Consider the following 12,748-nt stretch of genomic DNA (forward strand, 5'->3'; position numbering starts at 1 on the left):
TGAGTTTGACTACCATTTTTTCATCAAGCGCCCAACAAGATTGGGGTGATAGGCCCAGCTATGATCAAATAGGCTCATTAACTCAGGATTACCGTATTTCGATAAACTGATCGCATGAAAGCGGTTTTTGGCTTTTTTGAGCTCGGCGACTTTATCAACCATCTGCTGAGATTGCTTTGGCGCGATAAAGTCTGAAATGACCACCATATCGGCATTTTTATATTTGCCACTACTCATCAACTCAATGGATTTAAACAGCACTGGCTCTAAATCGGTTCCGCCATGGAAGCTATAGCTTAAAAAATCACTCGCCTCACGAAGACCATCTTGCCTTGTCAACTCATAAGTAATTTGCTCAGTAGAAAACAGCATCACATAACAATCTCGATCTTCTGCCAGTGCAATTTGCATTAACGCATAAGCCATCGCCTTTGCACACTGTTCTGGGAAGCCACTCATCGAGCCTGATGCATCAACACATATAATGAACGGTCCTTTCTCAACATCAACTTGCTTATTATCTGGTTGCTGAGCGCGGATCTTTCTTAGCGTTCTCGACTTTCCTTGCATGCGATAGTTCATTAAACGCTTATCGACTAAGTGTTTATAGAACACGACTTCTAACTCAGGATAAGCAAGGAATAAAGTTTCATTAGGCAGTAACTTGTTCAGATCATCGCTTTCATGAACGCCGACAATATCATCTGTCGCTTCATCTGACTTTTCTTCCACCATCTGCAACTCTTCAGCTGGCGCACGATTAAGCTCGGGATCATCAACCTGCCCTGCCATACGTCCAAGCTTTTCCGCGATCTCTTGTAGTCCCTTATTTTTCGCCAAAAATTCTGCATGGCGTTTCATCACCGTGAGATCGCTCTTACTCAATTTTGCCGATGCCATATCCCACAGTCTGCCTACGCTCGCTTGGTCTCCTTCTTGCGTGACTTTATCCATGTTTTTCATGGTTTCCATCCGCTGATAGAGATCTTTAAGCACTTTTTCTTGGTTCGCTTTTAACTCACTCAATTGGGCCTGGCGCAAGGCATCCGACAAACTTTGGTACCATTGATCGCAAAAATAGTGTGGCAACATTGGGTTATTAATCCCTTTGTTCTTTTCGATTAAACGCCTCGCTTGAAGATAAAAGGCAGAGTGCCACTCAAGCTTCCTGATCACATCAGGAATACGCTCAAAAAACTCTGATTCATTCCAATAAATAACCTCTTGATATAAAGCTATCTCTTGTTGAAATCGTTCTGTCTCACACACTTTAGTAATGCGTTTTTTAACGCTACCACGCCATTTGAGAAGGTGGTTTTTGACCGATGACTTGACGCCCGGGTTTTCCGCCACCATCATCACTTGTGACCGAGCCATCAGTTCATTCACTGCACTATCAAGCATGCCGGAATCGGCGATTGCTAAAACTAGGTTTAGACCATCTGCTCCTAACATATCGATTCCTTACGCGAAGAACTGGTTAAGGTTTTTAAAGCGAAAGGCGGTATGCTCACACTCTGTTTTGGTCGACTCCAGAACCTGTTGCAGCTGCTGTAAACTTGCTTCCATAATCCGAGGCAGCTCTTGATCAATAAAGCTATGCGGTAGAGCGCCGTGGAAATTTGCACGCACTTTTCTCAGGTGATGTTCAGCCGTTTCTAGCTGGGCCATCGCTTGCTCACTTCTGCTAACCCACTGTTGGTAAAGTGAGTCATCAAGACCGGCATTAGTCACTAACGACACTAAGACAGCGCGGTTAGCAATGTCTTTAATCACTAAGTTACTTTCAGCATCTAGCTCAAAGCGCAGTCGACACAAATTGCTATTTTGATTAACGTAACCATACACGTCACCTTGGCCATCTTTGATCACGCGCTCTAGATCATTTTTTGCGATATACACCCAGCGGCTATCACCTTTCTCAGATTCAGACACCGATAAATTGCTTTGCAACAGTACTAACTTAACTAAATCAAACGCGCTGCCGACTTTATAGCTTTTAGCCTGTGAAATATCGTAGCTATGGATTTGTTTTTTAAGCAGCCCTGTCGTCGATTCCATCGATACCGTAATGCCAAATTGCGATTCCAATTCATCTTGAATATCGAGCAATTCTTCACGACACAATGTGATTTGTTGTTCGACATCTTGTTGATCGAAGGCGTGGTGTAACGCGAACTCTTTCACCACATTTCGCACCACGTCACGTGATTCAGGGCTGTTCCATAAGCAGTCTTGTAGAAGCAGTAAATCTAGGGGGTTAATCGCGTCGCGGCCATTGAAATAGGCGCTGGCTTTCAGTAGTTTGACCGCTTTCTTCCAACGGCGATCAGACACATACATATCGGTATTGGTGCCATCGAGACCCGTTATCGACGTGGTTGCATTCTCAAGCAGGTCTTTTAGTTCAAATAGCTTCTCAAACACCTCATCAGAGAGTTCGAGCTTGTCGAGCTCGGCTTGCCACTGATGATATTCTTGATCGGTAATCGCCAGTCCTGGTGGAATCGTTGCTTCTTGTGACGTCCCGACAGTGAGCATCGATTTAAAATTTTGTTTGTTTTGGATGCGATTAACGAACACACGGACCAACATTCGATCATAAAGCGCTTCAAGCCCACTGTCTTCATCTGGAAGTTCATTCGAGGCGGACACCAGTAGACGCATTGGAACGCGTTCAATATCGCTGCCATTTTTGAAGGTTTTTTCATTAACAACAGTAAGTAGTGTGTTAAGAATCGCCGGGCCAGCTTTCCAAATTTCGTCTAAAAATACCACTTGTGCGGTTGGCAGATAACCTTCGGTCAGACGTAAATAACGGCCGTTGTCTTTCAACTCTTGAATACTGAGCGGTCCAAACACCTCTTCTGGTGTCGAGAAGCGTGTCATTAAGTATTCAAAGTAGGAGGAATTATCGAACGCTTGAATCAGTCTTTTTGCAATCAAGCTTTTTGCAATGCCAGGAGGGCCCAAAAGGAAAACACTTTCACCCGCAAGCGCGGCAAGTAAGCAGAGTTTTATCGTGTCTTCACGCTCATATACACCATCAGATAACGCTTCAGCAAGCTTATTAATTCGTTCAGAGAGTAACGCTTTTTGCGAGTGAGAGACTCGGCTGGTACTCATCATATATCGGCTCTCCTAACGTAAAGTAAGTTTGTATGTAGACACAAATTTATACATTTGTTATCACTTTGTTACAAGTGTAATTTGAAAATTGGCCGTTCTTTATAGCAGAACTACTTTCGTTGGTATCAAATGAAACCTTTGTTTGCAAATTTGAGATGTGAATCACTAACTAGTGCAACCGTATGCAAGAATAACGCTTATTTTGACTTTATCTCCCTGACACGAAAAGTTATGGTAAAGCTCGTCTAGCGTGAGGACTAAAATAATAACCATATGGAAAACAACATCACCACACTCCATCAATGGAAACGTATCGCACTTGTCGAAGAGTCGGTGGCTCTGCCCAATGGCAAAACCATCACTCACACAACCATCTCTCATCCTGGCGCTGCGGTTATCTTACCGATTAAGCACAATGGCGAGATTGTTGTGGTCAATCAATTCAGGCCATCATTAAAAAAATGGCTGATTGAACTGCCCGCGGGTACTCTCGAAGCGCAAGAGCCGATTGAGTCGTGCGCGCTACGTGAATTAGAAGAAGAGACTGGTTACAGTGCCGAAAGCTTGATCCCAATGGGACAAGTGACGCCAATGGCAGGCTTTTGCGACGAAATACAATACCTCTTTGTCGCCAAAGGGCTCAGTCGTACACAACGCTATTCATGTGATGACGATGAAGTGATTGAAGTACTATCTCTTACCATCGACACCTTAGAGCAAAAGATAATCTCCGGTGAGATCACCGATGCCAAAACCATCGCCTGTTTGAGTAAAGCCAAGCTGTGCGGCTATATTTAGGAGTGTAAATACAATGGATTTTCGTTCAGATACCGTAACTAAACCAACTTCGGCAATGCGTCAGGCAATGGCTGAAGCCCCTGTTGGTGATGATGTCTATGGTGACGATCCCACGGTTAACGAGTTAGAACAATGGGCAGCAAAGCGTCACGGTTTTGAAGCTGCCTTATTTACCACATCAGGAACACAAGCCAACCTACTTGGTCTGATGTCGCATTGTGAGCGCGGTGACGAATACCTTTGTGGCCAGCAAGCTCACAACTACAAATACGAGGCAGGCGGCGCAGCGGTCTTGGGCTCAATCCAACCTCAACCGATCGAAAATAATCCTGACGGTAGTTTAGATTTCGCCAAACTTAAAGCTGCGATCAAACCCGATGATTGTCATTTTGCTCGCACTAAGCTCTTAAGCCTTGAAAACACCATTAATGGCAAAGTGCTTCCGCTTAGCTACTTGGCCGAAGCGCGCGAATTTGTCGATACTCACGGTTTGTCTTTGCATTTGGATGGTGCACGCGTCTATAACGCCGCCACCGCACTCGATGTGGATGTTAAAGAGATCGCTCAATATTTTGATTCGATGACGGTATGTTTATCGAAAGGGCTAAGTGCCCCTATCGGTTCACTGCTGCTAGGTAACCACGAATTTATTGCCAAAGCACGTCGATTAAGAAAAATGGTTGGGGGCGGTATGCGCCAAGCCGGCATTCTAGCAGCGGCGGGCAAACTGGCCCTTACCGAGCAGGTTGAACAGTTGAAACTCGATCATCAAAACGCGCAACGCTTAGCTTTGGGTCTTAGTCAAATTGATGGCTTCAAGGTCAACCCCGATCTGGTGCAAACCAATATTGTCTTTGCCAAACTTGATCAACATATCGACATTAATCAAATCGCAGAGCAACTGGCAGAAGATGGTATTACCATTTCTCCAGGAAATCCGATTCGTTTTGTCACCCACAAAGATGTCAGCAGTAACGATATCGATACACTGTTAAGCAAACTTGCGGTGTACTGCAACTAAAAACTATCTTATTGGGATTGAGCTTCCCCTAGGGGGAAGCTTTATTGTTGGGTTAGTGTCACTTATTGAGAATAGATGATAATGATTCGTAGCCTAGTTCTGTTATTTTTTATCCCTTTTGCTACCCTAGCAAATACCCCGTTTGGTGACCCAGAGTTGGGTAAAATCAAAGCGCCAAGCTGTGTGTTCTGTCATGGAACCAATGGTATTGCTACCAACCCAAGCTACCCCAACCTCAACAACCAGAATGCTCAATACCTTTACCAATCAATGCAAGCCTATCAACAAGGTAACCGCCAAGGCCCACTCGCCGAAATGATGGCCGCACAACTGTCACGCTTAAACGACCAAGATTTAAAAGATGTCGCAGCGTATTTTGCCAGTCAAGAATAACAGACCGAGACATTCCCTTCACTGCAGTGGCTGTAATTAGATTTTGGACAACAGTCAATGTGTTCAATCGTGCGAACACGACCACTGCGGACCACAAAAGTATCTTGAATATTAAAAACGATTACAAAAAGATAAAAATATTTATCATTGCTAAGTTTTAAATTTGAACAAGTTGCTTTGAAAGCAAACACTTTAATTATCCAATTGATTTATAAAGAGTATTAACATTATTTTATTTCTTATCCGCACCTGATGAAATGAAACTAGTGGCATATATGTTATAAGGCTTATTTCTTAGAAGCGTCTATTTTGAAACTGTAAATTGGAGAATAACATGTGTCATGGTCCTAGTTTAGAAAGTGCGATTCAGAAAAGTGAAGAGGCGAAGAAAGCGGTAAATGAAGCGGTAGCTAAAGCACAAGCGGCTTTAAAAAATACCGAAGAAACGGCCAAGGAGTATATTCAAAGCCATACAAAAGGCATTTTAGAAGTTGAGTCTGTGAATAATCAATCTTACTCAAAGTTTTCAGATGAATTTAACTTAGATGCACTTGATGATGTGGTTGATGGTATTGTGAAAGTCGCACAAGATTACCTGACCTCTGATGAAGATCCGACAAAAGCGGCGGGTATGGCTGCAGACATTGGCTCAGTCATTAAGTCTACGCTTGCCCTAGCTGCCACAAGCTCCAGTACCACTGAAAAACTTCAAGTGGTATTCAACCATATTGTAACTGACGATAAAAACTATGCGGTTTACTACGCTTGCAACTCTATGACTGTGAATGCAGAAAATGCGTGGGGTAATAAAGAGATAACTGTCGTATCCAATATGTACATGTTTGCTGAAGTAGAGCCTAATCCGGAGGTTACTTACGCAAAGATCCTACAAGAAGATCTGGATGCCTTGGATAAGGTGAATAAGCAGTATGACGATGCGATCGTTTCTGCTAACTGTGAAGCTGAACTCGATGCATTAACATTTCGCCAAAACAAGATAAGTATACTGAAAGAAAAAATTGAGAAAGACCTTCACGATCTTGGCACTCCTGCATAACACCCAATTTAAATTTGGATTTTGGTAGAGCGCGCAATTTCTTCGTTTATTGCGTTATTACAACACAGATCCTCATCTGCCAATAAAAAGAGCTGACATTCTCAGCTCTTTTTGTGTTTATGTTCTGTACAGCACTTTCACCACATGCCAGCCAAATTTGGTTTTGACTAGGTGTGGTACTAGCGTTTCGCCCGAGAAACAAACCTTGTCAAATTGAGGCACCATTTGACCGCGACGAAACTCGCCCAAATCGCCTCCGCGCTTGCCAGATGGACAAGTGGAGTACTTTTTCGCCAACGTTTGAAACTTAGCGCCTTTTTTAAGCTGCTTGATGATGTCTTCAGCCTGCTCTTTATGTTTAACCAATATGTGCAGTGCTGCTGCTGTGTTCGCCATAATTTTTCTCAGTAAAACTTCTAACGGCGCGAATTGTACCCGATTCATCGGCATTTGTTCACTCAAACCGTACGATGATTGCACTGTTTTGCCTTTGTTCCTGACAGTTGGCAACAATTTTGATATTACTCCATTGATCATCGACCCAAATCCGTTACCATTTAACTAACTAAGCGGAAAAATGAGCACCTCAATGGCTAAAACAGTAAGTAAGGCAAACCAATCTCAAGGCATGCTGATGTTTACTTTAACCAACAGTAAACAACTTTTTGCAATTGGTACGTTAAAAGTACGAGAGATCGTACCCTATCAGCCTACAACGCAAATTCCGTACTCTCACCACCACGTGATTGGCACTGTAACGATCCGCAACAAAACCATTCCGGTGATCAATATGCCTGCGGCAATTGGCTTTCGTCCAATTCAACCAGAGGAATACAGCTCTTGTTACCTGATCGTCACCGATTGTTTGCGAACGATTGTGGCCTTTATGGTTCGTTCTATCGAAAAAATCATCGACTGTGATTGGAAAACCATTGAATCGGCGCCTAAAACGGCGGGTAATGATGTGTTCGTTACTGGCATAACCCGCTATAATAACCAGATAGTTCAGATGCTTGATGTTGAGTTGTTACTATCCAAAATTTATCCTCAATATGAATCAACCAACATTCCAATGTTGACCGATATTGAGCGCGAGCGCCTAAAAGCACTACGAATTCTCCTTGTTGATGATTCTTCTATCGCTCGTAAACAACTCGCGGATGCACTCGACAGCATTAACATTTCCTACCAAATTTGTAATAACGGTCTTGATGCCTTAACCCTGATGCGACAATGTGCGGCACAAGGACAAGCGATCGATTTATTGGTGAGTGATATTGAAATGCCAGGTCTAGATGGCTATGAATTGGCATTCGAAACACAAAATGAGCGTGAATTGAGCAATAGTTACGTAATATTGCATACGTCATTATCAAGTGAAATTTGTGTCGAACGCGCCCAACAAGTAGGTGCTCATGAAGCACTAGAGAAATTTAACGCCGCCGATTTAATTCAGGCGATGTTGCGCGGCGCCAGTAAATTAGAGCAAGGAAATGTAAGACCCGAAGTGGTCACTGACGAAGGCTAAATAAAAGCCACGCATAAGTTTGCTCAACGAATTGACTGGTTCTACGCTTTAAATGTGCAATTGAACAAAGTCTAGGTAAATTGATAAAAGCAAACTAACTTTAAATCAAACATCTATGCGCAAAATCGGGTAATCTTAGCTCATAGTATGTCTCTTATAGAATGTTCATAGGAAATGACAGACGATTTTAAAAAGTCGACAGCGAATTTACGAAAAGCTGTCCCACTGATGATGAAAAATCACGTAGCGGCTACGCCAGCAAACTATGCCCTTTGGTATACCTACGTAGATAATGCGATTCCCCAGTTAAATAGGGATCTAGATGACGTCATTGACAACTATGGCATTTGCCCACCAGCGGCTGGCCAACAGTTGTATCAAAACTATGTTGCATGTCGCACTGAAACAGACATGCGTGACCTGCGAGCCAACATAGAGATATTGGTCAATGAAGTCTCCAACTCTATGGTAGACACTCTTTCTGATACCTCCCAGTTCTCGCAACTGATTGACAAAAGTTTTGTTGATTTGGCTCGTGTTGAAAATGAAGCCATGTCGATGGAAGAGGTCATGAAGGTTATCCGCCAGTTAGTCTCGGAATCAACTGAAATTCGCCACTCTACGCGCTTTCTAAACAATCAGCTCGAAAACGCAGCTAAAGAGATTAATCATCTCAAAACCCAATTAGCCGTTGTTCAACAAGACGCCTTATTTGATGCCCTAACTAGCTTATACAATCGTCGAGCTTTTGATAGCGACATCAACACGCTATGCCGCGCCGAACAAAAAATGTCTTTGGTACTGGCTGATATTGACCATTTTAAAACCTTTAATGATACCTATGGTCACCTATTTGGTGATACGGTAATCAAAGGCATAGCAAGACGTCTGCAGTTAAGTTGTCGCGATGGCATCCATGCCTATCGTTTTGGCGGTGAAGAATTTGCTCTTATCGTTCCGAATAAATCTTTGCGTATTGCAAGACAATATGGTGAAACTTTACGTCGCTCAGTAGAAAAACTATCGGTCAAAGATCGCCGAACGTCTGAGCAAGTAGGCAATATCACTATCTCTTTGGGTGTCGCTGAGCTTGAGCCTGGCGAGTCGGCAGAATCTTTGATTGAGCGCGCTGACAAATACCTTTATGAAGCAAAACAACTTGGCCGCAACCGAGTCATGCCGATTTAAGTCATCGCTCAAATCATAAAGCTCCAATGCAATGATTGGAGCTTTATGATTTAGCTTAACCGTCACGTGTTATCGTTTCAATCAGCTCTTTCTGAACTTGTTGCGCTTTGTCATTATCAATTTGACAGGTTCCCGCCGCTTTATGACCACCCCCACCGTATTTCAACATCAACTCTCCGACATTGGTTTTAGAGCTGCGATCAAATATTGATTTCCCGGTAGCAAAAACCGTGTTTTGTTTTTGAAAGCCCCACATTTTATGGATTGAGATATTGCACTGCGGATAGAGCGCATAAATCATAAAGCGGTTACCCGCATAGATCACCTCTTCTCCCGTTAAGTCGAGAAATACGAGGTTGTCGTATACTGTGGCACAACGCTGAATTTGCTGCTTAAACAAGTTTTCATGTTCACGATACAGATCAATACGCTCACGCACATCTGGTAAATCGAGTATTTGGTCGATCGAATGGTGTTTACAATACTCGATAAGATCCATCATTAAGTTGTAGTTTGAAATGCGAAACTCTCTAAATCGCCCTAAGCCAGTGCGAGCATCCATTAAAAAGTTGAGTAGGTTCCATCCGGTTGAATCAAGCACTTCATCACGACTAAATTGCGCCGAATCCCCTTTGTCTACCGCTTTCATCATCTCTAACCATTGAGATGGAAAAGTGCTCTCTCCGCCATAATGTTCCCATACCACACGAGCCGCAGAAGGTGCATCAGGGTCGATAATGTGATTGGCACGCTTGTCTTGGTTACGGATAACCTCTGACAAGTGATGATCAAAGACAAGGTGCGCGTGTTCTACGTAAGGCAAGTTGGTTATGATGTCATTAGACGTAATATCTATCACACCATCTTGCATATCTTTAGGGTGTACAAATTTGATATCGTCAATAAGGTCTAGTTGCTTCAACAGTACAGCACACACTAAACCATCAAAGTCACTTCGGGTGACGAGTCGATGTTTTTGATCCGACATTGGCACTTCCTATGCTTGAGCTTGTTATTAATACGGCGATAAACCGAGTTAGCGAAAACTGTGAACAAAACGACAATGACAATATCGCTTTGACATATAACTCATTTAATTTTAGACAGCGCTAATGTTTTAACCAGTTTAAGGCAAAGAAATTATTCGATTATTGCCCATTTCATATTCAACTGAGTAAAACCATCAACTAACAGGGCATGAATTGAAGTCTTGGTATCAGTTCTCTGGGTCGATACGCCGATTAAGATCCGTTAAGTGCCAGTTAAGCTGCTTTAGATATGTCACACAAACCTGAGTGTCTACTTCTGCGGGCGTATTTTCAACGGCCCGTTCGATCTGTGTCAGTGAGTGTTGTATCGGTTTATCGAAGCTCAATATTTTTAGACGTTTTAACGCCTGACGAGCAATCTGATATGGCTGGGCTCTGACCTCGGTCAACGGCCGTTTAAATACACATGCAACGACGCCCTCTAAATAGACCCGGTACGTCGTCAGCTCGTCAAGCAATAGAAACCCGTGCGCTCTTGCGCCATCATGAGGATAAGGCACCGAAAAGTGATGCGACAGTTGATTCGTTATCGAGATATTGAGCTCTAACGTATGACATTGATGCCGCATCGCATTCAACAAACCTTGCTCGGGCATTAGCGTTTCTACTTGGAAAATACGCTGAAGGTGATAATCGTTTGAGAGCAAAGTGAGCGTGAGTTTTTGCTGGTGCAGTGAAGTAAGACTCTGTTTTAGTTTACTCGCGGCATTGGCAAGATTCTCAATGGTATTTTGCGATTGATCCTCAAGGAGAATGCGATATGACTCAATAACGCTCAACGGCAGTAACTGTTGTAAATAATCTCGCATCGCCATCGCTTCAGAGACTAGTTGCCCTTGCGTGACTCCCCCACAAAAAATAATGGCTGTCGTCTTGCTATTAAGTGACATCATCTGCTTAGCGAGCGCCTCAACCCGAGAGCGACCTTCAACAGTCAACTGGTCTGAGACTAATCGTTTGCCGAGTACCAATACTACACTATTTATATTCATTAATTATCCATGTCTCAATTATTCCTACTGAGTAACGGAGAAACTGTACAAGCATCGACTTTACCGTTAGCTTAAGCTCGGTTAACATTTTGTTAAATGCAGCGATTCATTACCCGTGGCGCTGCGATCCCCTACAAGAGCCTCAACCAAAGGCCACGACAACAGGAAGTAAGTTTATGCTGTCAATATTTGATATTTTCAAAGTGGGCGTTGGGCCTTCAAGTTCACATACTAATGGCCCAATGATCGCTGGCTACCATTTTACACGCTTGCTATCGCCAACGCTGCAACAAGTCCACCGAGTCCAAGTCGATTTGTATGGTTCGTTGTCACTGACAGGACGAGGCCACCATACCGACCGCGCTGTGATCCTCGGTTTACTTGGTAATACACCCGATACAATCAAAATGTCGAGTGCCAAGCAAGCCCTTGCAACAGCCATCGATGAACAACAACTTGTTTTAGCCGGTGAACATCACATCGGCTTTCATTATGACGCTGATATCTTGTTCCATAAAGACAATTTGCCACTGCACGAAAATGGTATGACGATCACCGCCTACGACGACATCGGTGAGCAGCTTTGCTTTGAAACTTACTACTCCATTGGTGGTGGGTTTATTGCTACTGCTAAAGAGTTGACTGAAGGCACTGGCATCTCGCCTGTCGAGGTGCCTTACCCATTTACCAATGCAGAACAAATGCTTGAGATGGCAGAGCAACATGGTTTTAGTCTTGGTGGCATGATATTACGCAACGAACAGCAGTTTCATGATGATGAAACGATCACGCGAAAAACAGAGCAAATTTGGAAAGTGATGTCACTTTGTATGCAACGCGGATTTGACACAGAAGGCATACTTGAAGGCGGACTCAATGTGACTCGCCGTGCACCAAATCTGCTCAAAAAGCTCGAAGCCAACGCCGCCGTTGAAAACGATCCGATGGAAATTTTAGATTGGATTAATTTGTTTGCTTTTGCCGTGAGCGAAGAGAACGCCGCTGGTGGTCAAGTTGTCACATCGCCAACCAATGGAGCCGCTGGTGTTATTCCGGCAGTTCTTATGTACTACCATCGATTTATCAAAGAGTTAGATAACAAGCAGTTGAAAGACTTTTTGGCGGTGGCAGGAGCCATTGGAATTTTGTACAAAACCAACGCTTCTATTTCTGGCGCTGAAGTAGGCTGTCAGGGCGAAATAGGCGTCTCATCCTCAATGGCCGCCGCTGGGCTGACCGCGCTTCGTGGTGGCAGCAATGAACAGATCTGTATCGCTGCTGAAATCGCAATGGAGCACTCGCTTGGCATGACTTGCGATCCCATCGGAGGTCTGGTTCAAGTGCCGTGTATTGAGCGTAACGCAATGGGCGCAATGAAGGCCATCAACGCTTCAAGAATGGCGTTAAAACGTACCAGTAAGTGTTTAATCTCGTTAGATAAGGTGATTGAAACCATGTATCAAACGGGTAAAGACATGAATAAAAAATACCGTGAGACTTCACTTGGCGGGCTTGCCGTGATCCATATGGCACCACCTTGTGAATAACAAAAAAGGCGTAGCTAACTGCTACGCCTTTCAATTATTACTTCAA

Annotated in this window: 12 protein-coding genes; 7 read left to right on the forward strand and 5 right to left on the reverse strand. The window is 43.6% G+C overall.

The window, feature by feature from the left end:
* Positions 1–9: 9 nt before the first annotated feature.
* Together viaA and BS19_RS18240 are read right to left on the reverse strand one after the other, a co-directional pair.
* On the reverse strand, positions 10–1,455 hold the full coding sequence (viaA, locus tag BS19_RS18235; protein ID WP_038177301.1) for an ATPase RavA stimulator ViaA: 1,446 nt from the start codon (positions 1,453–1,455) through the stop codon (positions 10–12).
* A gap of 9 nt (positions 1,456–1,464) precedes the next feature.
* Positions 1,465–3,129 carry an ATPase RavA domain-containing protein gene (locus BS19_RS18240; protein WP_038177302.1) on the reverse strand — a complete coding sequence of 555 codons (1,665 nt, stop codon included), beginning with the start codon at positions 3,127–3,129 and terminating at the stop codon, positions 1,465–1,467.
* Between the two features lie 273 nt (positions 3,130–3,402).
* Between BS19_RS18240 and BS19_RS18245 the strand changes: the two genes are divergently transcribed.
* The 4 genes from BS19_RS18245 to BS19_RS18260 all read left to right on the forward strand — a co-directional run bounded on the left by BS19_RS18245 (position 3,403) and on the right by BS19_RS18260 (position 6,398).
* A complete protein-coding gene (locus BS19_RS18245) occupies positions 3,403–3,927 on the forward strand; it encodes an NUDIX hydrolase (protein ID WP_038177303.1) in 525 nt (174 codons plus the stop codon).
* 13 nt (positions 3,928–3,940) lie between these two features.
* On the forward strand, positions 3,941–4,948 hold the full coding sequence (gene ltaE, locus BS19_RS18250; RefSeq protein ID WP_038177305.1) for a low-specificity L-threonine aldolase: 1,008 nt from the start codon (positions 3,941–3,943) through the stop codon (positions 4,946–4,948).
* A gap of 81 nt (positions 4,949–5,029) precedes the next feature.
* On the forward strand, positions 5,030–5,341 hold the full coding sequence (locus BS19_RS18255) for a c-type cytochrome (protein WP_038177555.1): 312 nt from the start codon (positions 5,030–5,032) through the stop codon (positions 5,339–5,341).
* A gap of 334 nt (positions 5,342–5,675) precedes the next feature.
* A complete protein-coding gene (locus BS19_RS18260; protein WP_038177306.1) occupies positions 5,676–6,398 on the forward strand; it encodes a hypothetical protein in 723 nt (240 codons plus the stop codon).
* A gap of 117 nt (positions 6,399–6,515) precedes the next feature.
* Here the strand turns inward: BS19_RS18260 and ppiC are convergent, their stop codons facing one another.
* A complete protein-coding gene (ppiC, locus tag BS19_RS18265) occupies positions 6,516–6,794 on the reverse strand; it encodes a peptidylprolyl isomerase PpiC (RefSeq protein WP_038177557.1) in 279 nt (92 codons plus the stop codon).
* Between the two features lie 193 nt (positions 6,795–6,987).
* On the opposite strand from ppiC, the gene BS19_RS18270 reads away from it, so the two are divergent.
* Together BS19_RS18270 and BS19_RS18275 are read left to right on the forward strand one after the other, a co-directional pair.
* Positions 6,988–7,926 (forward strand): chemotaxis protein, encoded by a 939-nt coding sequence (locus BS19_RS18270; RefSeq protein WP_038177308.1) that lies wholly within the window; start codon positions 6,988–6,990, stop codon positions 7,924–7,926.
* A gap of 174 nt (positions 7,927–8,100) precedes the next feature.
* Positions 8,101–9,114, forward strand: a complete 1,014-nt coding sequence (locus BS19_RS18275) for a GGDEF domain-containing protein (protein ID WP_038177309.1) — start codon at positions 8,101–8,103, stop codon at positions 9,112–9,114.
* A 55-nt stretch (positions 9,115–9,169) separates the two neighbouring features.
* Here the strand turns inward: BS19_RS18275 and BS19_RS18280 are convergent, their stop codons facing one another.
* Positions 9,170–10,102 (reverse strand): DHH family phosphoesterase, encoded by a 933-nt coding sequence (locus BS19_RS18280; RefSeq protein ID WP_038177310.1) that lies wholly within the window; start codon positions 10,100–10,102, stop codon positions 9,170–9,172.
* Positions 10,103–10,330: 228 nt separating this feature from the next.
* On the reverse strand, positions 10,331–11,155 hold the full coding sequence (locus BS19_RS18285) for a YdcF family protein (RefSeq protein ID WP_038177312.1): 825 nt from the start codon (positions 11,153–11,155) through the stop codon (positions 10,331–10,333).
* Between the two features lie 176 nt (positions 11,156–11,331).
* Between BS19_RS18285 and BS19_RS18290 the strand changes: the two genes are divergently transcribed.
* Positions 11,332–12,702 carry an L-serine ammonia-lyase gene (locus tag BS19_RS18290; RefSeq protein WP_038177313.1) on the forward strand — a complete coding sequence of 457 codons (1,371 nt, stop codon included), beginning with the start codon at positions 11,332–11,334 and terminating at the stop codon, positions 12,700–12,702.
* Positions 12,703–12,748 lie beyond the last annotated feature (46 nt).

The sequence above is a fragment of the Vibrio pacinii DSM 19139 genome (assembly GCF_000711795.1).
GTDB lineage: Bacteria > Pseudomonadota > Gammaproteobacteria > Enterobacterales > Vibrionaceae > Vibrio > Vibrio pacinii.